At 64.8% G+C, this 24749-nt stretch carries 17 protein-coding genes; 12 read left to right on the top strand and 5 right to left on the bottom strand.

Annotation, left to right across the window (positions count from 1 at the left end; translation table 11 throughout):
- Positions 1-79 precede the first annotated feature (79 nt).
- From urtB to DWF74_RS19170, 11 genes are all read left to right on the top strand, one after another.
- Positions 80-1582 carry an urea ABC transporter permease subunit UrtB gene (urtB, locus tag DWF74_RS19220; RefSeq protein WP_102862966.1) on the top strand — a complete coding sequence of 501 codons (1503 nt, stop codon included), beginning with the start codon at positions 80-82 and terminating at the stop codon, positions 1580-1582.
- Complete coding sequence (gene urtC / locus DWF74_RS19215) at positions 1582-2661, top strand: urea ABC transporter permease subunit UrtC (RefSeq protein WP_102862965.1); 1080 nt, start codon at positions 1582-1584, stop codon at positions 2659-2661. Before urtB ends, urtC begins: the two co-directional genes overlap by 1 nt.
- Positions 2658-3518 carry an urea ABC transporter ATP-binding protein UrtD gene (gene urtD, locus DWF74_RS19210; protein WP_102862964.1) on the top strand — a complete coding sequence of 287 codons (861 nt, stop codon included), beginning with the start codon at positions 2658-2660 and terminating at the stop codon, positions 3516-3518. The genes urtC and urtD overlap by 4 nt, the downstream gene beginning before the upstream one ends.
- Positions 3519-3657: 139 nt before the next feature.
- Positions 3658-4356, top strand: a complete 699-nt coding sequence (gene urtE / locus DWF74_RS19205) for an urea ABC transporter ATP-binding subunit UrtE (RefSeq protein ID WP_102862963.1) — start codon at positions 3658-3660, stop codon at positions 4354-4356.
- 30 nt (positions 4357-4386) lie between these two features.
- Complete coding sequence (locus DWF74_RS19200) at positions 4387-5226, top strand: urease accessory protein UreD (protein WP_102862962.1); 840 nt, start codon at positions 4387-4389, stop codon at positions 5224-5226.
- Between the two features lie 43 nt (positions 5227-5269).
- Positions 5270-5572 (top strand): urease subunit gamma, encoded by a 303-nt coding sequence (locus DWF74_RS19195; protein WP_115581498.1) that lies wholly within the window; start codon positions 5270-5272, stop codon positions 5570-5572.
- Between the two features lie 9 nt (positions 5573-5581).
- Positions 5582-6115, top strand: a complete 534-nt coding sequence (locus DWF74_RS19190; RefSeq protein WP_115581497.1) for a GNAT family N-acetyltransferase — start codon at positions 5582-5584, stop codon at positions 6113-6115.
- A gap of 7 nt (positions 6116-6122) precedes the next feature.
- Positions 6123-6656, top strand: a complete 534-nt coding sequence (locus tag DWF74_RS19185; RefSeq protein ID WP_102862960.1) for a GNAT family N-acetyltransferase — start codon at positions 6123-6125, stop codon at positions 6654-6656.
- Positions 6653-6958: an urease subunit beta gene (locus tag DWF74_RS19180; RefSeq protein WP_102862959.1), complete on the top strand. Its 306-nt coding sequence runs from the start codon at positions 6653-6655 to the stop codon at positions 6956-6958. The genes DWF74_RS19185 and DWF74_RS19180 overlap by 4 nt, the downstream gene beginning before the upstream one ends.
- 108 nt (positions 6959-7066) lie before the next feature.
- Positions 7067-8767, top strand: coding sequence for an urease subunit alpha (gene ureC / locus DWF74_RS19175; protein ID WP_102862958.1), 1701 nt, complete (start codon positions 7067-7069; stop codon positions 8765-8767).
- Between the two features lie 99 nt (positions 8768-8866).
- On the top strand, positions 8867-9994 hold the full coding sequence (locus tag DWF74_RS19170; protein WP_102862957.1) for a sensor histidine kinase: 1128 nt from the start codon (positions 8867-8869) through the stop codon (positions 9992-9994).
- A gap of 220 nt (positions 9995-10214) precedes the next feature.
- Here the strand turns inward: DWF74_RS19170 and DWF74_RS19165 are convergent, their stop codons facing one another.
- Both DWF74_RS19165 and DWF74_RS19160 read right to left on the bottom strand, forming a co-directional pair.
- Positions 10215-10517, bottom strand: a complete 303-nt coding sequence (locus DWF74_RS19165) for a chaperone modulator CbpM (RefSeq protein ID WP_102862956.1) — start codon at positions 10515-10517, stop codon at positions 10215-10217.
- 23 nt (positions 10518-10540) lie between these two features.
- On the bottom strand, positions 10541-11479 hold the full coding sequence (locus DWF74_RS19160) for a DnaJ C-terminal domain-containing protein (protein WP_102863062.1): 939 nt from the start codon (positions 11477-11479) through the stop codon (positions 10541-10543).
- A gap of 297 nt (positions 11480-11776) precedes the next feature.
- On the opposite strand from DWF74_RS19160, the gene DWF74_RS19155 reads away from it, so the two are divergent.
- On the top strand, positions 11777-13042 hold the full coding sequence (locus tag DWF74_RS19155) for an Hsp70 family protein (RefSeq protein ID WP_102862955.1): 1266 nt from the start codon (positions 11777-11779) through the stop codon (positions 13040-13042).
- A gap of 66 nt (positions 13043-13108) precedes the next feature.
- Here the strand turns inward: DWF74_RS19155 and DWF74_RS19150 are convergent, their stop codons facing one another.
- The 3 genes from DWF74_RS19150 to DWF74_RS19140 form a co-directional block, all read right to left on the bottom strand.
- Positions 13109-14119, bottom strand: coding sequence for an AI-2E family transporter (locus tag DWF74_RS19150; protein WP_102862954.1), 1011 nt, complete (start codon positions 14117-14119; stop codon positions 13109-13111).
- A gap of 125 nt (positions 14120-14244) precedes the next feature.
- Positions 14245-15096 (bottom strand): hypothetical protein, encoded by an 852-nt coding sequence (locus DWF74_RS19145; protein WP_205413458.1) that lies wholly within the window; start codon positions 15094-15096, stop codon positions 14245-14247.
- Entirely contained in the window at positions 15093-24716 is a 9624-nt protein-coding gene (locus tag DWF74_RS19140; RefSeq protein WP_115581495.1) for a hemagglutinin repeat-containing protein, read from the bottom strand. Before DWF74_RS19140 ends, DWF74_RS19145 begins: the two co-directional genes overlap by 4 nt.
- Positions 24717-24749: the final 33 nt, after the last annotated feature.

The raw sequence follows: 24749 nt of genomic DNA, 5'->3' as shown, positions 1-24749 counted from the left end.
AGGCCTTTGAAGGTCCTGCGGACCTTATCGCAGCCTGCGGCAACGGCTACAGAACCACGCTACGCGCAAGGCCACTGATATGCCCACTGCCCTCTACCGTTTGATCCTCGCCTGCCTGTTGCTGCTGCCCATGGCCGCCCAGGCCGGCGACGCCGAAGACTTCGTCGCCGGCAACTCCAGCGAACAGGCCCGGCTTCTGGAAAGCTGGGCCGCGCAGCCCGACCCGGCGCGCCTGGAACTGCTCACGGCCCTGCAACAAGGCCAACTGAGCATGGCCGGCGAAACCAAGCCCCTGCGCCTGAACAACCGCTTGCGGGGCCTGATCGACAGCGCCCTGGCCAGCCATCAGTTGCTTGCCAGCGAGGCCAGTACCCGGCTCGACGCCGCCCGGCAGCTGCAGAAAAGCGCCAAGCCGGCGCAGTTGAAATTCCTCGATGCCCAGCTCGCCGCCGAGCAAGACCCCGGCGTGCACGCCGCCCTGAGCCTGGCCCTGGCCAACCTGCAACTGGTGGACAGCGACCCGGCGGTGCGTCTGGCCGCCGTGCGCCTTTTGGGGGAAACCGGCGACCCACTGGCCCGCACCCGCCTCGAAGGCCTGCTGCAACCCGGGGTCGAGGCCGATGCCAATGTGCGCACCGCCGCCGAAACCAGCCTGGCCCAGGTCAAGCGCAAGCTGCTGGTGGGTGAAGTCCTCGGCCAGGCCTTCAGCGGCTTGTCCCTGGGCTCGATCCTGCTGCTGGCGGCCCTGGGCCTGGCCATCACCTTCGGCCTGCTGGGGGTGATCAACATGGCCCACGGCGAGATGCTGATGCTCGGCGCCTACGCCACCTACGTGGTGCAGCTGCTGTTCCAGCGCTACGCCCCACACGCCATCGAGTACTACCCGCTGCTGGCACTGCCGGTGGCGTTCTTCGTCACCGCCGGGATCGGCATGGCCCTGGAGCGCACGGTGATCCGTCATCTCTATGGCCGGCCCCTGGAAACCCTGCTGGCCACCTGGGGCATCAGCCTGATGCTGATCCAACTGGTGCGCCTGCTGTTCGGCGCGCAGAACGTCGAGGTGGCGAACCCGGCCTGGCTCTCCGGCGGCATCCAGGTATTGCCCAATCTGGTACTGCCCTACAACCGCATCGTGATCATCGCCTTCGCGCTGTTCGTTGTCGTGCTCACCTGGCTGCTGCTGAACAGGACCCGCCTGGGCCTGAACGTGCGAGCAGTGACCCAGAACCGCAACATGGCCGCGTGCTGCGGCGTGCCCACCGGCCGCGTGGACATGCTCGCCTTCGGCCTCGGCTCGGGTATCGCCGGCCTGGGTGGCGTGGCCCTGAGCCAAGTCGGCAACGTTGGCCCGGACCTGGGCCAGAGCTACATCATCGACTCGTTCCTGGTGGTGGTGCTCGGCGGCGTCGGGCAACTGGCCGGCAGCGTGCTGGCGGCCTTTGGCCTGGGGGTGGCGAACAAGATCCTCGAACCGCAGATCGGCGCCGTACTGGGCAAGATCCTCATCCTGGCGCTGATCATTCTGTTTATCCAGAAACGCCCGCAAGGACTCTTCGCACTCAAAGGACGGGTGATCGACTGATGAATCAACCACTGCTCATTACCGCCAGCCAGAAAGCCGGGCCCAAGGTCACGATCGCCGTCGGCGCGCTGCTGCTCCTGGTGCTGCTGGCCTTGCCGCTGTTGTCACTGCTGCCGGCGGACAACCCGCTGCAGGTCTCGGCCTACACCCTGACCCTGGTGGGCAAGATCCTCTGCTACGCCATTGTCGCCCTGGCCCTGGACCTGGTCTGGGGCTACGCCGGGCTGCTGTCCCTGGGCCACGGCCTGTTCTTCGCCCTGGGCGGCTACGCCATGGGCATGTACCTGATGCGCCAGGCCGCCGGAGACGGCCTGCCAGCGTTCATGACCTTCCTTTCGTGGAGCGAACTGCCCTGGTACTGGACCGGCACCAGCCACTTCCTCTGGGCCCTGTGCCTGGTGGTGCTGGCGCCGGGTCTCTTGGCCCTGGTGTTCGGTTTCTTCGCCTTCCGCTCGCGGATCAAGGGCGTGTACTTCTCGATCATGACCCAGGCCCTGACGTTTGCCGGGATGCTGCTGTTCTTCCGTAACGAGACCGGTTTTGGCGGCAACAACGGCTTCACCAATTTCCGCAGCATCCTGGGTTTTGGCATCACCGAACCGGGCACTCGCGCGGTGCTGTTCCTGGCCACGGTGCTGCTGCTGGTGGCCAGCCTGTACCTGGGCTGGCGCCTGGCCCGGAGCAAGTTCGGCCGGGTGCTGACCGCCCTGCGCGATGCCGAAAACCGCCTGATGTTCTGCGGCTACGACCCCCGTGGCTTCAAGCTGTTCGTCTGGGTCTTGAGCGCGGTGCTCTGTGGCTTGGCCGGGGCCCTGTATGTGCCCCAGGTGGGCATCATCAACCCCAGCGAGATGTCCCCCACCAACTCCATCGAGGCTGCCGTGTGGGTAGCCCTGGGCGGACGCGGCACGCTGATCGGGCCGCTGCTGGGCGCCGGGCTGGTGAACGGCATGAAGAGCTGGTTCACCGTGGCCTTCCCCGAATACTGGCTGTTCTGCCTCGGCGCCCTGTTCATCGTGGTGACCCTGTACCTGCCCAAGGGCGTGATCGGCCTGCTGAAGAAACGAGGTGAACAATGAGAGTCACTGCGACCGCGGACTTCATGCTCGAACCCATTCTCGACGCCAACAAGGACGCCGGCGCCAGCCGCGACGCCATCGGCCTCGGGCACGCCGCCGGCAAGGGCCTCAACACCCGCCACGGCACCCTCCTGACCCTGGAAGACATCAGCGTCAGCTTCGACGGTTTCAAGGCCCTCAACGACCTCAACCTGTACATCGGCGTCGGCGAGCTGCGCTGCATCATCGGCCCCAACGGCGCCGGCAAGACCACCCTGATGGACGTGATCACCGGCAAGACCCGCCCCACCCAGGGCAAGGCCTGGTTCGGCGAAACCCTGGACCTGACCCGGATGAGCGAAGTGCAGATCGCCCAGGCCGGGATCGGCCGCAAGTTCCAGAAGCCCACGGTGTTCGAGGCCCTGAGCGTGTTCGAGAACCTGGAGCTGGCGCAGAAGACCGACAAGTCGGTGTGGGCCAGCCTCGGGGCGCGCCTGAGCGGCGAACAGAAAGACCGCATCGCCCAGGTGCTGGAGACCATTCGCCTGAGCCCTTCGGCCCAGCGCCAGGCCGGCTTGCTGTCCCACGGTCAGAAGCAGTTCCTGGAGATCGGCATGCTGCTGATGCAAGACCCGCAACTGCTGTTGCTGGACGAGCCGGTGGCAGGCATGACCGACGCCGAGACCGAGTTCACCGCCGAGCTGTTCAAGACCCTGGCGGGCCAGCATTCGCTGATGGTGGTGGAGCACGACATGGGCTTTGTCGGCTCGATTGCCGACCACGTCACCGTGCTGCACCAGGGCAGCGTGCTGGCCGAAGGGTCGCTGGAGCAGGTGCAGGAAAACGAGCGGGTGATCGAGGTGTACCTCGGCCGCTGACCCAACCAACCACCTTTGTCGCCGCTGCCGCAGGCTGCGATCGGCCTTGAAGAGGACGTGCTCTGCAAGGCCCATGAAGGTCCTGTGGACCTTGTCGCAGCCTGCGGCAGCGGCTACAGGTTTTTGAAGGAATCCGAACATGCTGCAAGTCGACCAGTTGCACCAGTACTACGGCGGTAGCCACATCCTGCGCGGCCTGAGTTTCGAAGCCCGGATCGGCGAAGTCACCTGCCTGCTGGGACGCAACGGCGTGGGCAAGACCACCCTGCTCAAATGCCTGATGGGCCTGCTGCCGGTCAAGGAAGGCGCGGTCAACTGGGAGGGCCGGACCATCACCGGCTACAAGCCCCACCAGAGGGTCAACGCCGGGATCGCCTACGTGCCCCAGGGCCGGGAAATCTTCGGCCGCCTGAGCGTGGAGGAAAACCTGCTGATGGGCCTGTCCCGCTTCCCCGGCTCCCAGGCCAGGGAAGTCCCGGCCTTCATCTACGAACTGTTCCCAGTGCTGTTGCAGATGAAGCAGCGCCGTGGCGGCGACCTCTCCGGCGGCCAGCAGCAACAGCTGGCCATCGGTCGCGCCCTGGCCAGCCGCCCCCGGCTGCTGATCCTCGATGAGCCCACCGAAGGCATCCAGCCCTCGGTGATCAAGGAGATCGGCGCGGTGATCAAGCAACTCGCGGCCCGGGGCGATATGGCCATTGTGCTGGTGGAACAGTTCTACGACTTTGCCGCCGAACTGGCGGACCAGTACCTGGTGATGTCCCGGGGCGAAATCGTCCAGCAGGGCCGAGGGGAAAATATGCAGGCAGAAGGTGTACGCGGCCTGGTTACGATCTAATCTGTAGCTTCCTAACGATAACGACCCAGCATGAACTCACCTGCCGCCACCGCCCTGTTCACCCCCAGCTGGCACGCCGAGCTGGAACTGGCCTATGCCCGTTTCGGCGCCACCACGCGCCCGGTGCTGCGTCGCCACCTGGGCCCGCTGCGGGTGCAGAAGCACCTGTATGCCGAAGGCCCCGAGGTCTGCCAGCACATCATCGTCCACCCACCCGGCGGCATCGCCGGCGGCGACCGGCTGGCCATCAGTGCCCGGGTCGAGCGCGACGCCTGGGCCCAGCTGACCAGCCCCGGTGCCGCCAAGTGGTACCGCGCCACCGGCCCTGCCAGCCAGACCCTGAGGCTGCAAGTGGCGCCGGGGGCGACCCTGGAATGGCTGCCCCAGGAAACCATTGTCTTCAGCGCCGCCCAGGCCGAACTGACCACCCTGATCGAACTGCAAGGCGATGCCCGGCTGTTCTACTGGGACGTCGTGGCCCTGGGACGCCCGGCCAGTGGCGAGCGCTTCGAGCAAGGGCACTTCCAGGCTCACCTGGATATCCAGCGCGACGGCCGACCGCTCTGGCATGAGCGCCAGCGCATCAAAGGTGGCGACGGCCTGCTGGATTCCCCCATCGGCCTGGACGGCCAGCCAGTGTTCGCCACCTTGCTGGTGACCGGTGAAATCGACAGCCAACTGCTGGAGCGCTGCCGCGCCCTGGAACACCCGGTACGTGGCGACCTGAGCCAACTGCCGGGCCTGCTGGTGGCCCGCTGCCTGGCCAGTGAAGCCCTGCAGGCCCGGGCCTGGCTGATCGACCTGTGGCGCCTGCTGCGCCCGGCGTTGCTGGGCCGCGAGGCCGTGCCGCCGAGGATCTGGAACACATGAAACACCTGCCCTTTTCAAACTGCCCAACGACGGATCGATCACGATGGACCTGACCCCACGCGAAAAAGACAAGCTGCTGATCTTCACCGCCGGCCTGGTGGCCGAACGGCGACTGGCCCGCGGCCTCAAGCTCAACTACCCGGAAGCCATGGCCTATATTTCCGCCGCGCTGCTCGAAGGTGCCCGGGACGGCCAGAGCGTGGCCGATCTGATGCACTACGGCACCACCCTGCTGAGACGCGAACAGGTGATGGAAGGCATCCCGGAGATGATCCCGGAGATCCAGGTCGAGGCCACCTTCCCCGACGGCACCAAGCTGGTCACCGTCCACCAACCCATCGCCTGAGGCCGCGCCATGACCTATCGCATCCGCGACGCATTGCACGCCGACCTGCCGGCAATCCGCGACATCTACAACGACGCGGTGGTCAATACCACGGCGATCTGGAACGACGCCCCGGTCGACCTGGGCAACCGTCAGGCCTGGTTCAGCGCGCGCCAGAGCCAGGGCTATCCGATCCTGGTGGTGGTCAACGCCGAGGAGCAGGTGCTCGGCTACGCTTCCTTCGGCGACTGGCGACCCTTCGACGGCTTTCGCCACACCGTGGAACATTCGGTCTATGTCCGTCGCGACCAGCGCGGCAACGGCCTGGGTCCACAGCTGATGGCGGTGCTGCTGGAACGCGCCCGTGGCTGTGACAAGCACGTGATGGTGGCCGCCATCGAAAGCGCCAACGCCGCCTCGATCCGTCTGCATGAACGCCTGGGTTTCATCAGCACCGGGCAGATGCCCCAGGTGGGCACCAAGTTCGGCCGCTGGCTGGACCTGACCTTCATGCAGCTGATTCTCAACCCTGGGGCACAACCGCCCGCCCCTCACCAGGAGTGACCTCTCGATGAACGCCGCCCAACTGCGCCGAGTCCATGGAGAAAGCTTTGCCCATTACCGTCAAGGATTGATCGACCTGCTGCTGGATTCGGTGCACCACGGCGCGTCCATCGGCTTCATGGCCGATCTGGACGACAGCCAGGCCCGGGACTACCTCGGCAGCGTGCAGGCAGGCGTCGAGGACGGCAGCCTGATGCTGTGGGTGGTGGTTCACGATGAGAAGGTCCTGGCCAGCGTGCAGCTGGCGCTGTGCATGAAGGCCAATGGGCGCAATCGCGCCGAGGTGCAAAAGCTCCAGGTGCTGCACAGCGCCCGGCGCCGTGGCCTGGGCCAGCAACTGATGAACGCCCTGGAGCAGGCCGCCCGCCAGCACAAGCGCGGGCTGCTGTACCTGGACACCGAGGCTGGGTCGGCGGCCGAGGACTTCTACCGTTCCCTGGGCTACACCCGGGTCGGCGAACTGCCCAACTACTGCCAGAGCCCGGACGGCACCTACACCGCCACCGCCATCTACTTCAAGACCCTGGGACAACCCCTATGATTCCTGGCCAATACCAGATCCAGCCCGGCGAGATCGAACTCAATGCCGGGCGCCGCACCTTGACCCTCAGCGTGGCCAACAGTGGCGACCGGCCGATCCAGGTCGGCTCCCACTATCACTTTTTCGAAACCAACGACGCCCTGACCTTCGACCGCGCCGCCAGCCGCGGCATGCGCCTGAACATCGCCGCCGGCACCGCGGTGCGCTTCGAACCGGGACAGACCCGGGAAGTGGAACTGGTGGATCTGGCCGGCAAGCGCCGGGTGTTCGGCTTTGCCGGACGCATCATGGGCGACCTCTGAGCCCTCGACCCTACGCACATAGGAGCCAGCTTGGTGGCGAATGCGGTCTTTCGGGCCCCTTCGCCGGCAAGCCGGCTCCTACAAGACCTGTTTCTGTAAGGAGCTGCGATGAAGATTTCCCGTGAGGCCTACGCCGACATGTTCGGCCCTACCGTGGGCGACAAGGTACGGCTGGCCGACACCGAGCTGTGGATCGAAGTGGAGCAGGACTTCACCACCTACGGTGAAGAAGTGAAGTTCGGTGGCGGCAAGGTGATTCGCGATGGCATGGGCCAGAGCCAGCTGCTGGCGTGCGATGTGGTGGACACCCTGATCACCAACGCGCTGATCATCGATCACTGGGGCATCGTCAAGGCCGACGTCGGTTTGAAGGACGGGCGCATCGCCGCCATCGGCAAGGCCGGCAACCCGGATATCCAGCCCGATGTGACCATCGCCATCGGCGCCAGCACCGAGGTCATCGCCGGTGAAGGCATGATCCTCACCGCCGGCGGCATCGATACCCATATCCACTTCATCTGCCCGCAACAGATTGAAGAAGCGCTGATGAGCGGCGTCACCACCATGATCGGCGGCGGCACCGGGCCGGCCACCGGGACCAACGCCACCACCTGCACCTCCGGGCCTTGGCACATGGCGCGCATGCTCCAGGCCGCGGACGCCTTCCCGATGAACATCGGTTTTACCGGCAAGGGCAACGCCAGCCTGCCGGAGCCCTTGATCGAGCAGGTCAAGGCGGGGGCCATCGGCCTCAAGCTGCACGAGGACTGGGGCAGCACCCCGGCCAGTATCGACAACTGCCTGAGCGTGGCCGATGAGTACGACGTGCAGGTGGCGATCCACACCGACACGCTGAACGAATCCGGCTTCGTCGAAACCACCCTCGGCGCCTTCAAGGGCCGGACCATCCACACCTACCACACCGAAGGTGCCGGCGGCGGCCATGCCCCGGACATCATCAAGGCCTGTGGCTTCGCCAATGTGCTGCCCAGCTCCACCAACCCGACCCGGCCCTTCACCCGCAACACCATCGACGAGCACCTGGACATGCTCATGGTCTGCCATCACCTGGACCCGAGCATCGCCGAGGACGTGGCTTTTGCCGAGAGCCGCATCCGCCGCGAGACCATCGCCGCCGAAGACATCCTCCATGACCTGGGGGCGTTCTCGATGATCAGCTCCGACAGCCAGGCCATGGGCCGGGTCGGCGAAGTGGTGACCCGCACCTGGCAGACCGCCGACAAGATGCACCGCCAGCGCGGTCCGCTGCCGGGCGACGGCCCGGGCAACAGCAACTTCCGGGTCAAGCGCTACATCGCCAAGTACACCATCAACCCGGCCATCACCCACGGCATCAGCCATGAGGTGGGCTCTATCGAAGTAGGCAAATGGGCCGACCTGGTGCTCTGGCGCCCGGCCTTCTTCGGGGTCAAGCCGACCCTGATCCTCAAGGGCGGGGCCATTGCCGCGAGCCTGATGGGTGACGCCAATGCCTCGATCCCGACCCCGCAACCGGTGCACTACCGGCCGATGTTCGCAAGCTTTGGCGGCAGCCGCCACGCCACCAGCCTGACCTTTATCAGCCAGGCCGCACTGGACGCCGGCGTACCGGAGCAACTGGGGCTGAAGAAGCGCATCGCCGTGGTCAAGGGCTGTCGCACCGTGCAAAAGAGCGACCTGATCCACAATGACTACCTGCCGAACATCGAGGTCGACCCGCAGACCTATCAGGTCAAGGCCGACGGTGTACTGCTGTGGTGTGAACCGGCGGATGTGTTGCCCATGGCCCAGCGTTACTTCCTGTTCTGAGGCGTGTCCGGCCACTGGGCAGGCACAATGTTGAAGCCGTGGATAAGGCGCTAAGATGCGTGTCGGTTTTCCACTCTCTGCCCAATAAGGTGCCCGGCTATGCGCCTGTCCGATTTCATCGTGCAGCACGTTGATCGAATCGTTGATGAATGGGAACAATTTGCCAGGACCCTGGCCGCGGACACTCTGACCCGCAGCGACCTGCGGGATCACGCCACCTCGATCCTGCTGGCGGCCGCCCGGGACATGCGCATCACCCAGAGCCCGGGTGAACAGCTGGCCAAGGCCAGGGGCGAAGGCCCGGAGAAATCCCCGAGCCTGGATGCGGCCGCCGCCAGCCATGGCGAACTGCGCCATCACGTGGGTTTCGATCTGGTGCAGATGACGTCCGAGTTCCGCCACCTGCGGGCCTGTGTGATCCGTCTGTGGGTCGCCAGCCTGGTAACCCCGGACCTGGAACACCTGCAGGACATGATCCGTTTCAACGAGGCCATCGACGAAGCCCTGGCCGAGTCCACCTGCGCCTATGCCGAGCAGGTCAGCCGCTCACGGGACATCTTCCTGGCGATTCTCGGCCACGACCTGCGGGCACCGTTGCAGGCGGTGAGCATGTCCACCGAGATGCTGGCGCGCAAAGTGCCGCTGGATGGCGACGCCCAGGCCTTTGTCTCACGTATCAAGACCGGCACCCGACACATGGGCGCCATGGTCAGCGATTTGCTGGAGTTCGTCCGCAGTCGCCTGGGCAACGGCCTGCCCATCGACCCCGCGCCCATGGACCTGGCCAGCGCCGCCAAGGCCGCCATGGACGAAGCCTGCGCCGGACAGCCCGATTGCACGCCGTTACTGAGCTTCGAAGGTGACAGCCATGGCATCTGGGACCGGGGACGTATCGAGCAGATGCTGCAGAACCTGATCGGCAACGCCCTGCAGCACGGCAGCAACCGCCGTACCGTGACCGTGACCATTACCGGCGGTGCGGAACAGGTGCTGTTGACCGTGCACAATTACGGCACGCCGATTCCCAAGGAAGCCCTGGGCACGCTGTTCGATCCTTTGGTGCGCAGTGCCGATGAGGAACTGGGCAGCACCAGCACCAGCCTTGGCCTGGGGTTGTTCATCGTCAAGGAAGTGGTGACCGCGCACCAAGGCAGCATCGAGGTCAGCTCCAACGAAAGCGACGGCACCACCTTCACCGTCACCCTGCCGCGGGTCTCCCGCGCCTGAGGCACGCTATAACTGCTGCTGCCCTCTGTAGCCGCTGCTGAGCGCCAGCGAAGCTGCGAACGAGGACGCAGTCCTCGCAACCTGCTTTTCCTGACACGCCGCAGCTGCCTGTTTTTACGGCCGCTGCGCGCCCGGTCGCAGCCTCGCTGGCGCTCGGCAGCGGCTACAGGCCGTCAGTCCGTCAGTCCGTCAGTCCGTCAGTCCGTCAGGCCATGGGACATCAGTCCAGCAGCAGGCGGCCCAGGCGCTGCTTGAGCATCTGGTTCTCCGCCCGCAGTTGCCGCACCTCGTCCAGCAGGTCCAACGCCAGGGCGACGCCCTCCCACTCCAGGTCCAGGTCGCGGCGCAACTTCGCCGCGCGTTTGGCCAGGGCCAGTTCGACATCATTGAAGCGCCAGTCCTTGGGCGCCGTCCCCTGAGGTTCAAGGATGCCGTGTTCGACGATTTCGATCACGTAGGCCGCCGACAGGTCGGCCACTTCACAGAACTCTTCCATGTCCAGCTGAACGATCAGGGTGCTCATGATCAGCGCCTCCTAGTGTCGAATCAGAAATTTTCCCGGGGGTCGAACGCCGCCTTCTTCGCCAGTTCCTGCCACAACGCCTTGACGTCGTCGCCGGTGTGCTTGGGCATCACCGCCTTGAGCTGGACGAACAGGTAGCCACGCTGGCCGGCCTTGTTCAGCAGACCGTGCCCCTTGGCGCGCATGCGCTGGCCGTTCTGGCTGCCGGCCGGGACCTTGAGATTGATCTTGCCGGTCAGGGTCGGGACCGCCACCTCGGTGCCCAACGCCAGCTCCCAAGGGGCCAGCGGCAGGGTGATGATCAGGTTTTCACCTTCGACATCGAACTTCGGATGGGGCGCAAAACGAATGGTCAGGTACAGGTCGCCATTGGCCCCGCCGCCCACGCCCGGCGCGCCCTGGCCCTTGAGGCGGATGCGCTCGCCGTCGGTGACCCCGGCCGGAATCTTCACGTTCAGGCTTTTGCTGGTGTTGCTGACGTGCTGCCCGTTGGCGTTGTATTGTGGCACCTGGAAGCTGATCTTCTTCGACTCGTTCGACAGGGTTTCTTCAAGAAAGATCGGCAGTTCCATTTCCACATCCTGTCCACGACGACCGCTGCTGCGGCGCTGCTCCGGGCCGCCGAATCCTGGCCCCCGGTTGCCAAAGATCGAACTGAAGAAGTCCGAGAAGTCCCCACCGTCACCGCCACCAAAGCCGCCACGGCTCTGCCAGCCCGGTGGCCCCTGGAACGGCTGGCCGTGCTGGCCGTACTTGCGCAGGTCGTCGTACTCGGCGCGCTTGTCGGCGCTTTTCAGCGCTTCATAGGCTTCCGAGGCATCCTTGAACTTGGCCTCGGCATCCTTTTCCTTACTGACGTCGGGGTGGTATTTGCGCGCCAGCTTGCGATAGGCGGCCTTGATCGCCTTGTCGTCCGCCGTCGGCTCCACGCCGAGAATCTTGTAATAGTCTTTGAAGTCCATCGAGGGAATCACCATCCGTTATCAAAGTCGCGCGGCGTGCAGCACAGCATGCTCGGTCTGGCAGCATGAGAATTGATCAATCTCAATCCTCTGACTGAACGGCGCATCAGAAGTTTATCGGCAGCCGCGGGCGGATCTTGTGATCACTGGTGGCTGCTCGGCCCATGCCTGCAAGTTTGGGGGTCAAGGATAGTCTTTCAAGGCACGACAGGGGGTGATTTAGCAGATAGTCGGCCTTTGCAACGCGCGAGGACTGGCGTACGCTTCGCGGCCGTTTTTTTCACCGGATCCAAAGACATGAACAACGCCACCCCGGCCCGTGCCTGCGGCATTGACTTCGGTACCTCCAACTCCACCGTCGGCTGGCTGCGCCCCGGCGAGGAGACGCTGATCGCCCTGGAGGACGACAAGATCACCCTGCCTTCGGTGGTGTTCTTCAATATCGAGGAGCGCCGTCCGGTGTACGGCCGCCTGGCGTTGCACGAATACCTGGAAGGCTACGAAGGCCGGCTGATGCGCTCGCTGAAGAGCCTGCTGGGCTCCAAGCTGATCAAGCACGACACCAGCGTGCTGGGTACCGCGATGCCGTTCAAGGACCTCTTGGGGCTGTTCATCGGCCAGCTGAAAAGCCGCGCCGAAGCCACCGCCGGTCGGGAATTCGAGCAAGTGGTACTGGGCCGCCCGGTGTTCTTCGTCGATGACGATGCCGCCGCCGACCAGGAAGCCGAAGACACCCTGGTGGAAGTGGCGCGCAAGATCGGCTTCAAGGAAGTGTCCTTCCAGTACGAACCCATCGCCGCGGCCTTCGACTACGAATCCACCATCGAACGCGAAGAGCTGGTACTGATCGTCGACATCGGCGGTGGTACTTCGGACTTTTCCCTGGTGCGCCTGTCCCCCGAGCGCCGTGGCGTCGACAACCGTCACGACGACATCCTCGCCACTGGCGGCGTGCACGTCGGCGGTACCGACTTCGACAAGCAACTGAGCCTGCAGGGCGTGATGCCGCTGTTCGGCTACGGCAGCCGGATGAAGAGCGGCGCCTACATGCCCACCAGCCACCACATGAACCTGGCGACCTGGCACACCATCAACTCGGTGTACTCGCAAAAGTCCCAGCTGGCCCTGGGCAGCATGCGCTACGACATCGAGGACACCGGCGGCATCGACCGTCTGTTCAAGCTGATCGAACAGCGCGCCGGGCACTGGCTGGCCATGGAAGTGGAAGAAACCAAGATCCAGCTGACCCACGCCGAGAACCGACTGGTGGCCCTGGACCGCATCGAGCGCGACCTCAGCGTCGATCTGAGCCGGGCCCTGTTCGAATCCTCCATCGACGGTTTGCTGGAGCGCATCCGCACCAGCGTCACCCAACTGCTGAGCGATGCCAATGTTGGTGTGGCCCAGGTCGACACGGTGTTCTTCACCGGCGGTTCCAGCGGTATTCCGGCGCTGCGCCAGAGCGTGGCAGCCATGCTGCCCAACGCCCGGCATGTGGAAGGCAATATCTTCGGCAGCATCGGCAGCGGTCTGGCCATCGAAGCCAAGAAGCGTTACGGCTGAAACCGCCTCGCCGGCCAGCCGGCTCCTACAGACCGTTGTAGGAGCCGGCTGGCCGGCGACCTAGATTCACACCAGTCCCGCCAGCTTCAACTCGCTCTTCAAGTACGCGTAATAGATCGGCCCCGCCACCACCCCGGGCAGGCCGAAGGCGGCCTCGAACACCAGCATCGCCAGGAGCAGTTCCCAGGACTTGGCACTGATCTGCCCGCCGACGATCCGCGCGTTGAGGAAGTATTCCAGCTTGTGGATAAAGATCAGGTAGCCCAGCGCCGCTACCGCCACCCAGATCGACAGCGACAGCCCGACGATGGTGATCAGGGTGTTGGAGATCAGGTTGCCGATCACCGGCAGCAGGCCCAGCAGGAAGGTCAGCACGATCAGGGTCTTGGTCAGCGGCAGCTTGACCCCGAACAGCGGCAGGATCAGCGCCAGGAAGATCCCGGTGAAGAAGGTGTTGAGCAGGGAGATCTTGATCTGCGCGAAGACGATGTTGCGAAACGCCTGGACCAGCAAGTGCAGGCGGTCGAACAGCGCCGCTGCCAGGGGCTTGCGCTTGGTCAGGTCGGGGATGCGCTGCAGGGCGATGATCGCCCCCAGGACCATGCCGATCAGCAGGGTCACGAACATGTGCGCCGCGTCCTTGCCCACCAGCTGCAACTCGCTCAAGTGCTTGCTGGCCCAGGCGCCTATGGCCGCCTGGAACTCCGCGGCGCTGGCCGGCAGGTAGGCGTCGAGGAACGGCGGCAACTGGCCGCGGGCCTTGTCCACCACCACCATGAACTTGCCCAGCGAAGCCCCGGGATTCTCCGCTTCATGCAAGAGGAAGCTGATGGCTCCGGCGAACAGCAGGGTCAGCAGACTGACCACCAGGGTGCCCAGCAGGGCCACCGCCAGCCAGCGCGCGCGCCGGCCCTCGATCAGCCGCTGCAATTGCGGGGTGAGCATGTTGACCAGCTCGAACACCAAGAGACCGGCCAGCAGGCTGGGCAACAGACGCATGGGCAAGGCCAGCAACAGGCCACCGAAGATGATGATCCAACTGATGAACAACAGATGACGCTGTGAAAACGCTGGCATAAAGCCTCAAGACAAACAGCGGGAAAAGACCGGCAGTCTGCCAGCCTTCACCCCGGAGGAATAGTGGCAGGCGCCCCAAGGGCATGGGCTTACATGGGTACTTGAGTCTTGTGACAGGCGAAGGTTCAGTCGCCTTTGGCCTGGGGCAGCGGGGCTGAGAGGTCGGGCAGCGGCACATCGTAGCCGCAGTAGTGCAGGCGGGTCAGGGTCAGGCGCTTGTCCGGATAGTCGCTGCCCCAGGCACTTCCCCGGTCATAACGAGCCTTGCCGCGGGCACAAACAGCCTGGAGCCGGCTTTGTACCTGAGCCAGAGCCGAAGGTGCCAGACGCTTGATCTGCAAGCTGTCAAAGAACGGCAGGATAAAGGTCCGATCCAGATCGTAACCCTTGGCGCCCAAAGCCAGACGTTGCCCGGCATGTACATAGAACGGTTGAGTAAGGCCGCTTTCCCCTTCCCAGCACCAATACCTGACCTCATCCTCCCAGAGCCCCACAGCAGGCCCCTGCCAGTGCTCATAGAAACGCAGGCACTGGTAGCTGCCCCGGGTGACCCAATCCACTTCACGGGGTTTGGCACCACTGCCGGGCAAAGCCAATGCAGCCAGCTTGCCCTGGAGAAAGGCGTCGTGGGGATACATCAGCCCATAACCCTCACCGTCGAGAAAACTGCTGACCTTCATGTACAGCGAAGACGCCGATACCTGAACATCGCCATAGGCGAAGGTCCCCTCAGTAGCGACAGACAGGCTGTCGCTGATTCTGTCGTAGTAGAAACCGCCCATGAGCGTACCGCATTCTGTGTGCCGGAACGGTTCAGGCAGGTCGAAAGAGAAACGCTGGGGCAAGGTCACTCGCTTGGCCCCTTCGCTACACAACATGCGCTGTTCGGTGCGTCGCTCCTGCGGCTTGGCGGGGAGGTTCAGGCATCCCCCGAGCAGCAATGCCAGCCCCACCACCACACTTGGACTACCCCTCATCTGCGGATAGTGTCCTTGCCATTGGCATCGATGAACGTAGGTTCAATGTACCGGGGATTCTTCTTGAACTGGTCCTGCAGCGCATTGGGCGCATCACCGCACATGCCCTTGGCAACACACAGGTAGTTCGAGTGCGGGCTATCCACTCCCATCAACGAGGTGCTGGTCGCCAGCGAACCGAAGAAACGAGCCACCGGGTCGGACGAGTGCGTGAAGTTCTGCCCCAGCAGATCCGACACGGTATCGGTGACCGGCAACATGCCGAAAAAGGTCTTCGACCCCGGACGGTTGACCTGGAAGAAGGCGCCGTTGCCGATATCGAATCCGGCGGCATCGGCGGCTTCAAAGAAGCTCTTGGAACCCACTGGGGCGCCGGACAACTGGATGCTCCCGACCTGGCCATTGAGGTTGAAATCCAGGCCGGAAATAGCCCGGTAGGTCAACAGACCGCCCTGGCTGTGGCCGGCAACGTCCAGCTTGTACTCATCCTTGATCCCGGCCTGGAAGAAATCGTGCAACTGCTGGGCGTTACCAGAGCGCACCGTCCCGCCCAGCGCCACATCCCACAGCGACTCGACCAAGTCGCCGAGAATCCCGTGCTCGGGGTTGTAGGCCTGCATGAAGGAATCGGAGCCGGTCTGCATCGCACCGTTGACCAATGCCGCCATCAGCGAGTTCTGGATGCCGTTGGTGAACACTGCACCATCACCATCGGGACGCTCGATCTCCATCAGCTTCTGCACGTTCTCGATCATCGGTTTGCCGGACACCGGGTCCACCTTGATGGTCTTGCCGTCGGACTCGTACTGGTACTTGGTCTCAACCCGGTAGAAGCGCATGTCACCCGTGATCAAGGCCGGCACCTGGGTGATCAGGCCACCATGGTTCTCGACGCCGGGCATGACGCCACCGGTGTACTTGCCAGCCTTGTCGAGCACGGTTTCCAGGAGCCCAGGAATCCAGGCCAGCGGCAGCAACGACGGGTTGTCGGCCACCACCTGGTCCGCCGCCTTACTCAGGTCACCAAACTGGGTGAAGATACCCGAGGCATTCTTGCCATAGTTCTTCATCCCCTCCTTCCACTGGTTCAGGGTCTGAATCGGGTGGTTCACCGATTCCAGGGACGACTGGGACACATACAGATCGGTACGCTTTTCCTTGTCCTTGGTGATCTCGTAGGCCCGTGACGGATCACGGTTCAGGCCCGCCGTGGAGTCGGCGCCAGTCTTGGCGTCGTTGCGCACGGTGATGGTGCCCGCGCCCACTGTGGCCCGGACCTCTTGCTCACGCTCCTTGCGGTAGTCATAGCCGCTGACACTCCAGCCCGAAGCCCCGGTCTTGCCCTTGCCTTCCTGGCTCTTGTCATTGGTGAAGGCCACCTCCTTGCCGCCGGTGGACTTGGCGCCGTCGCCGCCGCCCCAGCCAAAGGTGCCGCCCGCGTTGACGTAGTAGCTGTGCTCCTTGTCCTGGCCGGAGATATCGCGGAAGCCCAGGGTGCCGGTGTCCAGCTTGAGGTTGCCGTTGTCGGCGGCGACCAGCGCGCCATCGAGCTGGGTGTGCTTCTCGGTGCGGATGTCGACACCGTTCTTGCCGGTGATGCTGGTCTGCTCCTGGACCCAGTTGGTCGTGCCGGTGGTCTTGCCCACACCCAGGGAACCGCTGACGCTGCCACCGCCGCCCAGGCCGATGCTCACGGTGACGCTGGCATCCAGTTCCTTGCCGCTGACCTTGCCGGTATCCGGCACCGAGGACACGGTCAGGTCGCCGCCCACCCGGCCGATGACCTCTCCGCCGCGCAGGGTGGCGCCGGCAATGGTGGTGTCCTTGCCGCTGCTGAAACGCAGCTGGTCGCCGGCCACCAGGTTGGCGTTCTGTTGCCGCTGGTTGTCCCGGTCCAGTTGGCCCTTGCCCATGTCGACGCTGGCATAGACCGAGATGAAGTCCTTGCCACCCACCGCCAGGCCCACTTCGCCTCCGCCGCTGTGACGGCTGGACTCGCTGCTGGAATCGTTCTGCGCAGCGCGGATGGTCAGGTCGTTGCCGGCCCCCAGGTCGATATCGCGCCCGGCCTGGACCTGGGTTCCGATCAGGGTCAGGTTGTTGCGCGCCTCAAGGCTGACGTCGCGCCCGGCGAGGAACACCGACGGGGTGTTGGTGCCCTGGCTCATCTGCTCGCTGGCCACACCGTTGCTGCCACCGATACCGGCACGGGCGCTGCCGCCGCCGCTCTGGCCATTGATGCCGCCCTGGCTGCGGGCGCTCTTGCTCTCTTCGGAAATCGAGCCGCGGGCCACATCCACATTGATGTCGCGCCCCACCAGGGTGATGTCGCGCCCGGCGTCGAACTGACCGCCACGAATGTTGATGTCATTGCCGGCCACGGCGCTGATGTCCCGCCCGGCACCGAGGCTGGCAGGGCTGTTGCTGTGCACTTCCTGGCGCGAGCTGCTGGACTGGCTGGCCGTGCCGAAGTGGGTCGCGGTGGTCGGGCCCGAGGTGAACTGGTTGATCGCATCCACGGTGCTCAGCACGCTGGAGGCCTTGCTGGTGTTGTCCTCGCCTTTGCCGGTGCCCTTGATCGCATCCATGGTGTTGCCGTAGTTGTGGCTGACGTTGACCGTCAGGCCATTGCGATCACGGCTCTTGCTGCGTTCCTCGATCGAGGTTTGCTTGCCGGCATCGATGCTGATATCGCGCCCGGCCTGCAGGTTGATATCGCGCCCGGCATCCACCCGCGAGCCTTCCAGGGTCAGGTCACGCCCGGCCTTGATGGTTGCATCCTGCCCGGCCAGCAACTGGCTCGGCGCCACTGTCTGCTCGGCATTGCGCGACTTCTGCTTGAGGGCTTCGCTGCCCAGGAACGCGGTGACGCCGTTGCGATCGCTCTCCAGGGACAGCCCCACATGCTTCTCGGATTTCCAGTTGCTCTGGTCCGAACTGTTGCTGCCAGCCAGCACGTTGACGTCGCGGCCCGCCCCCACATTGAGGTTGCGCTCGGCCGCCGCCGTGCTGCCGATCATGTTGACGTCGCGGGCCGCCTGCAGGGTGGTGTCACGCCCGCCGCTGACCACGCTGCCAACGCTCTGGGACTGGGTGTTTTCCTGCCCCGACTTCTTCGCCGAGGCAATCGAAGTGAAGCTGCCGGAACTGGAAAGCCCCACCTTGCTCTTGTACTTCTCGCTCTGGCTGCTGGAGGTGTTGGCTGCATCCATCAGGTTGATGTCGCCGTTCTTGTCGATCAGTCCGGCGCGCACTTCGGCATCGCGCTTGGCCTCGATGGAGCTGGCCGAAAGGTTGACGTTGGTGCCGGCGATCACCACCGCGTCATTGCCGGCACTCAGCTCGCTACCCACCTGGGTGGTGCTGCTGGAGGTGCGGCTGTTGCCGCTCTTGCTCAAGCCGAAGCTGCCTTTCTTCTTCTGGCTGTAGGCGCTGTCCTGCTGCTCCTGGGCAGAGACCAGGCTCACGTCGCGGGTGGCACCCACCAGCAGGTCGTTGCCGGCCTTGAGCTGGCTACCGACTACCGTCACGTCGCGCCCGCCATTGAGGCTGATGCGGCCGTCCTTGTCCTGGCTGACGTTGACCATCAGGTCGTGCCCGGCGCTGATCTCGGAGGCCACGTTGGTGGTCGAGGAGTCGGCGCTCTGAGTGGTCTTGCTCTTGCCCCAGGAACCTTTCTTCTTCTGGTAGGAGGTCGAGGACTGCTCGTCCTGGGCCGAGGCGATGACGATGTCGCGCTTGGCGTTGAGGGACAGGTCATGGCCGGCATCAACCTTGCTCGCCACCACCGCCAGGTCGCGCCCGGCATTGAGTTGCAGGTTGCCGCCGGTGGTCACGCTGGAGCCCAGGGTCTGCACCGTGTCGTGGGTCACCAGGCCGCGACGGATCGCGCTCTGGGTGAAGGTATGGTCCTGCACCGCCAGTAAATCGATGTCACGACCAGCGCTGAGCTTGGCATCCCCGGCGCTGGCGAGCTGACCAAGGTTGCTCAGGTCACGGCCGGCGCTGAGGTCGAGCTGCTGGCGCGCGGTGATCTGGCTGCCCTGGTCAAGGATGGTGCGACTGCCCGAGCCGTAGCCGACGGCCACCGCGGTGCGGTCGTTGATGATGTCGCCCTTGATCGAGGTGACGCTGACCTGGTTGCCGCGAATCTCCCCGGCCAGGGCGTTGCGCACGCTGTCCTGGGCCATCAGGCTGACCCGCTCGTTGGCTTCGATCAGGCCACCCTGGTACAGGCTGCCGCCGGCATTCACGCTCAGGTCGTTGCTGGCCCGCAAGGTGCCAACGTTGCTCAGGTCGCCACCGGCGATCAGGGTCATGTCGCGCCCCTGCACCAGGCTGCCGCCGCGCAGGTTGCGGGTTTCTGCCTGAGCCAGGTACAGCACCGGCACCAGCACCTTCTCGCCCTGCACTTCGCGGGTTTCCATCCACACGATGTCGTGGGTCAGCGAGGCCACCTGGGCCGGGGTCAGGGACACGCCGACGCTGAGCTGCAACTGGTCCTTGGAAGCGATGGCGTTGTCCATCAGATAGCGATACTGGTCGTAATCACTGGTCAGCCCTGCCGCGAGGAAGCGCTGCCCGGTCTGGGCCAGCACCGCATCGCGGATCAAGCGGGTTTCATACAGGCCGTCGCCCAGGCGGCGCCAGGTCTGGTCGGTGTTGTAGTTGAGGTGGCCGAGCATATAGTCCGAACTCATGAAGCGCGACAGGTCGGTGAAGGTCGGGTTGGTCTCGATCAGGTAGCGGCCCTGGGGATTCTGGCTCTTGACGAACAGGCCGTACTCGCCCTGGGGTACGCGGAAACTCGACAGAGAGGTCGGGTCCACGGCAGCGAACGGTACGCCGGAGAAGTCCACCGGCACGAAGCTGACTTGGGTGGTGCCGTCGGCGGCGACCTTTTCGATGCGCTGCACATCCTTGGCCACCTGATTGGCAGCGGCGGAGCTTTGCGCGTTGACTGTAATCACCTGGCCGCCCACCTGGGCCAGGTTGTTCTGTAGCGTCTGCCCGGTGAGCTGGGCGCGGCTCTGTTCGGTCTGCACGCCGTTCTCGATAGTGCCGCTGACCTGCAGGTGCAGGCGCTGGCCGGCCTGCAGGGTGGAAGCGTAGGCAGTCTGGGTGCCCGGAGTAATCACCGTGTGGCTGGCGGGTTCGTAGATCGGGTACTGGGTCACCTCTGTCGGCAACGGGTCCTGCTGGCCCGGCGCGCGATTGGCGTTGGCAGCGTTCCAGGCGATGGTCGCCCGCTCCGCGGCGCGGAACGCGCCCTGGGAAACCCCATGCAGGAAATAGCTGATGCTGTCGACCCGCTTGTCCAGGGTCAGGCCGCGGTTGTAGAGATTGTTGGCCGTAATGGAAACATCGCGGTTGGCGGCGATCAGGCTCTGGTCGTTCTCCACTGTGTCGGCATTGATGGTCAGGTCACGGTTGGACACCAGGCGGGCACCGGCGGAGTGCTCGCCCATGGTGCCTTCATAGGTGGTGTTAACGATGTAAGTGGCGGTGTGGTGATCGCCGGAACAGTCGGTGCAATTGATCACGATGTTGCGCTGGGTGATGGTTTCGCCGACCTGGTACTTGTCCATGGCGTTTTGCAGCAACGCCACGTTGAGGTTCATGTCGCCCTCGCTTTCGATGGTCCCGGAGCGGTTGCTCAGCAGGGCCGCGCGGCCACCGTCGAGGGCGGCAAAACTGAGGTTGCCGGCGCTGTAGAGATCGCCATAGCTGTTGCTCAGAGTATTGCCCCGCAGGAGCATGTCGCCGCCGCTGTAGATCAGGGTGTCGGCCGAGGTGGTGATGCCGTTGACGGAGCGCAGTTGCATCTGCCCCAGGGCCCCGAGGGTGCCGCGGTTGTTGATCTGCGCCGCGGACACATAGAGATTCTGGCTGGCGATCAAGCGCCCCAGGTTGTCCAGGGTGCCGCGCAGGTTCAGTTCGCTGTCGCCGCCACTGGCGATGCGACCGCCGTACTGGTTGAGGTCGCCGGCCCCCACCGTGAGCTTGCCCCGGGACGACAGCAGGCCGCTGTTGTTCAGGTTGCCCCCCAGGTCCAGGGTCAGGTAACCGTCACTGGCCAGCTCCCCGGCGTTGTTCAGGGTCGCCGCGCCCACTCGCAGGCCGCTGGCGCTGGCGATGCGGTCGCCGGCACTCAGGTTGAGGTCGCCCCCGGTGCTCAGGTCCAGCGTACCGTTGAGTTGCATCAGACCGCTGCGATCCACCGCAGCCACATCCCAGTCGCCATGGCCCAGGCCGGTGATCCGTCCCTGGAAGCCGGACAGCGCCCCCAGGCCCAGTTTGAACAAGCCGCCGCCGGCGTGCTCGATGCTGCCGCCGATGTTGTTCAGCTGTCCGGCATTCAGGGCAAAGGCGCTGGAGCCCAGGGCCAGGGTGCCGCCCTGGTTATTCAGCACGCCGCCCAGGGTGATACGGCTTTGCTCGCCAGCCAGCGCCCGTACCCGGCCCCCGGCGCTATTGTCCAGGTTGCCGCCCACCAGCAGCAGTGAGCTGCCCGACTCCACCAGCCCGCCCTGGTTGTAGAGGTTGGCCGCCACGTTCAAGTCCAACTGCCGGGCGCTGACTTCGCCGCCAAAGCGGTTGTCCAGGGTCTGCCCGGTGCTGCTGAGCAGGCCATTGGCGTAGAGTTTGCCCGCCTGGTTGGTGAGGCGATCGACCACCAGCTTGAGCGCTCCGGCCTGGCTGCTGATCAGTCCGGCCTTGCCGTTCAGGGCACTGTTATCCACAGCCCCGGCAGTGACTCCCAGGGTCGCGCCCTGCAGGGTGCCTCCACGGTTGTCCAGAGTGCCTTGGCCCAGCGCCACTTCGCCGTGGCCGTCCTTGGCCAGGATCATCCCTTGGGCGTTGTTCAGGCCGCCGGCCACCAGGTTCAAACCGTCGCTGCCGGCCAGCAGTTGTCCCTGGCGGTTATCCAGGGCTGCGCCCTCGACCTCAAGGCGCTTGCCCTTGAGGGTGCCGCCCTGGTTGTCCAATTGCCCGCCCTGGGTCACCCGCAGCGCCTGTTCACCGGCGTCGATGACCCCGGCGTTGTTGTTCAGTGCGCCGTGGTTGAGTTTCAGATCCAGCGCCCCCTGGCTGGCCACCACCGCGCCCTTGGCGCTGTTGTCGAGGCCGGAGGTATCGAGCCCGACACTGCGGCCCAGCAGCACACCGCCACTGTTGTTCAGTTGACCGCCGTTGATCTGCAGGTGCCCGTCGCTTTGCAGGCGCCCCTGGCTGTTGAGCAGTTGCCCCGGTGCCGCGCCGTCAGCCGTCAAGGTCAACTGCAGGCCATCGCTGCCGGCCGCCAGCAGGCCCGACGCCTGGTTGTCCAGACGCTGGGTGCTGACGGTCAACTGATCACCGGCCAATTGCCCACCACGGTTATCCAGCAGGCCGGTGTTGGTCAGCAGCAAGTGATTGCCCACCACCACACCGCCCTGGTTGTTCAGGCTGCCCGAGACGATCTGCACGTCACCGGTCTTGGCCTGCAGGTGGCCCAGGGCATTGTTCAGGTGCTGCTTGACCGTCAGCGTGAACTTGCCGGTCTCGGCGCTCAACACCCCGGCCTGGTTCTGGCTGAGGCTGTCGAGGTTGGCGCTCAGCACGTTGCCGATGACCTGGCCCTGGTTGTTCGCCAGGTCCCGGGCGTCCAGCAGCAGGTTGTCCTTGCCCTGCAGCAGGCCGCCCTGGTTGTCGATGTCCGCGGTGTGCAGCTCCAGCGCGTCGGCGGTGAGGGTGCCGCCCTGGTTGCCGAGCTTGCCGCCGCTGTTGAGGGTCAGTTGCGGGGCGATCAGGGTACCGCCGCGGTTGTCCACACTGCCGGCCTTGAGGTTCAGCAGCGAAGTGGCCTGCAACTTGCCATCGGCATTGACCAGGTCCTGATCGAGGTTCACTTGCAGTGCGCCCTTCTCGGCGCTGACCAGGCCCTTCTGGCTGTTGTCCAGGCGCTTGCCGGTCACCTTGATCTGGTCGGCCAGCAGCTTGCCGCCCTGATTGAGCAACTCCCCACCCTGGGTTTCCAGCAGGGTCTGGGCCTGGAGCCGGCCGCCATTGTTGTTCAACTGCTCGCTGGTCTTGAACGTGGCGCTGCCCTGGCTGGCCCCGATCAGGCCCTGCTGGTTGTCCAGCCGCTGGGCGCTGATCGCAACCTGGTCGGCGACCATCGAACCCTTCTGGTTACTGACCTCACGGGCGTTGAGGGTCAGGTCGGCACCCGCCACTTCCAGGCGTCCGCCGTTGTTGTTCAGGCTGTCGAGGGTCAGGGTTGCCGCCTGCCGGTCGCCAAAGCGGATCAGGCCTTCCAGGTTGGCAATGGCCGGGGTGGTGAGCACCAGCTCATTGTGCGCCAGCACTCGGGCCTGCCCGCCCTGGTTGACCAGGCGTGCGGCCTTGACCTCGACCTTGGGCCCCTGGATCACACCGTTCTGGTTGCTCAGGGTCTGCCGCGCGGTCAGTTGCAGAGAGCGGCTGGCCAGCACATCGCCGCGGTTTTCCAGGTTGTCGGCGTTCAGCTTGACCACGCCTTGATCGTTGCGGCTGTTGTCGCTGTTGACCCCGGCCTCGATGATGCCGTGGTTGACCAGTTGCCCGGCGTCCACCACCCGCACCTGATCCCGGGCCGCCAGACTGGTGCCCACCTCGATCTGCTCCTTGGCCTGCAGGGTCGCTTCGGTCCCGGCATAGGCCTTGCCCTTGAGGTCGATGCTCTGGGCCTTGATCGCGATCGCCTGGTTGGCGCCCATGCCGGCCACCGTGACCTTGCCGTTGGCGTCGATCTGGATGTCACCGGTGCTGGCCGCCATCTCCCCCGACATGTTCACACCCACGCCCTTCTCCGTGCCCACCAGACGGATGGCCCCGGCGTACATGCCTCCCAGGGCCGCACTGTCGATGGCCAGTTCCGGCTTGGCACTGGCATCGGCGTCCCGGGCGGTGACGCTCAGGTCATCGGCCTTGACGTCGTTGCGCCCGGTGATGACGTTGAGGTTCTTGGCATACAGGTTGGCGTTGAGCTTGGTGCTGCGGGTGATCAGGTCGAACTGATCGATATTGCTGGCGTTGAGGCCGGCACCTTCAATGCTGATATCGCCGCCATCGACCTGGAAGCGATCGAGCTTCTGACCCTCGATAATCGGCTTGCCGGTGGTCAGGGTGGCGCGCGGGGTGTTGATGAAGCCGCAACCGTTGCAGGTAATGCCATGGGGGTTGGCGACGATCACCCGGGCAGCCTGTCCGGCCACCTCGGTGTACCCCGCCAGCTTGCTGCGGTTGCTGCCGGTGACTTCGTTGAGGATGACCTGCGCCGCCTGCCCCTTGAGGTTGGGGTTGCCGATGATGTAGCCGCCCAGCTGGGTGCTCTGGGTCGAGCCGGTGGCGTTGTTGAGGATCAGGCCGTTACTGCCGACGTTGTATTCGCTGAACTTGTTGTGGGACAAGCCGCTGCCATTGGCCGCATTGATGTTGACGATGGGGACGCCGTTGCCCGCCGCGCCGATGGTGGCATTGCCCCCGGCGGCCGGGTCCAGGACCAGGCCGGCGGCGACGCTGACGATCGGATTGAGAAACAGGATCCCCGACAACGACAGGGCAATGCATTGGGCAAAGGGCTTGCGTACGTCCATATACGAATCATCCATCCACTAGCGTTTGGGTCG

The organism is Pseudomonas protegens, assembly GCF_003363755.1.
GTDB lineage: Bacteria > Pseudomonadota > Gammaproteobacteria > Pseudomonadales > Pseudomonadaceae > Aquipseudomonas > Aquipseudomonas danubii.
Note: the sequence above shows the minus strand (reverse complement) of the source record. Positions and strands in the feature narration are given on the sequence as shown.

Coding starts and splice junctions, on each gene's coding strand:
- DWF74_RS19190 (WP_115581497.1), top strand. CDS start 5,582: ATGACCTATCGCATCCGCGACGCATTGCACGCCGACCTGCCGGCAATC.
- DWF74_RS19180 (WP_102862959.1), top strand. CDS start 6,653: ATGATTCCTGGCCAATACCAGATCCAGCCCGGCGAGATCGAACTCAAT.
- DWF74_RS19140 (WP_115581495.1), bottom strand. CDS start 24,716: ATGGACGTACGCAAGCCCTTTGCCCAATGCATTGCCCTGTCGTTGTCG.
- DWF74_RS19170 (WP_102862957.1), top strand. CDS start 8,867: ATGCGCCTGTCCGATTTCATCGTGCAGCACGTTGATCGAATCGTTGAT.
- DWF74_RS19145 (WP_205413458.1), bottom strand. CDS start 15,096: ATGAGGGGTAGTCCAAGTGTGGTGGTGGGGCTGGCATTGCTGCTCGGG.
- DWF74_RS19155 (WP_102862955.1), top strand. CDS start 11,777: ATGAACAACGCCACCCCGGCCCGTGCCTGCGGCATTGACTTCGGTACC.
- DWF74_RS19160 (WP_102863062.1), bottom strand. CDS start 11,479: ATGGACTTCAAAGACTATTACAAGATTCTCGGCGTGGAGCCGACGGCG.
- DWF74_RS19165 (WP_102862956.1), bottom strand. CDS start 10,517: ATGAGCACCCTGATCGTTCAGCTGGACATGGAAGAGTTCTGTGAAGTG.
- ureC (WP_102862958.1), top strand. CDS start 7,067: ATGAAGATTTCCCGTGAGGCCTACGCCGACATGTTCGGCCCTACCGTG.
- DWF74_RS19200 (WP_102862962.1), top strand. CDS start 4,387: ATGAACTCACCTGCCGCCACCGCCCTGTTCACCCCCAGCTGGCACGCC.
- urtB (WP_102862966.1), top strand. CDS start 80: ATGCCCACTGCCCTCTACCGTTTGATCCTCGCCTGCCTGTTGCTGCTG.
- urtD (WP_102862964.1), top strand. CDS start 2,658: ATGAGAGTCACTGCGACCGCGGACTTCATGCTCGAACCCATTCTCGAC.
- DWF74_RS19150 (WP_102862954.1), bottom strand. CDS start 14,119: ATGCCAGCGTTTTCACAGCGTCATCTGTTGTTCATCAGTTGGATCATC.
- urtE (WP_102862963.1), top strand. CDS start 3,658: ATGCTGCAAGTCGACCAGTTGCACCAGTACTACGGCGGTAGCCACATC.
- DWF74_RS19195 (WP_115581498.1), top strand. CDS start 5,270: ATGGACCTGACCCCACGCGAAAAAGACAAGCTGCTGATCTTCACCGCC.
- DWF74_RS19185 (WP_102862960.1), top strand. CDS start 6,123: ATGAACGCCGCCCAACTGCGCCGAGTCCATGGAGAAAGCTTTGCCCAT.
- urtC (WP_102862965.1), top strand. CDS start 1,582: ATGAATCAACCACTGCTCATTACCGCCAGCCAGAAAGCCGGGCCCAAG.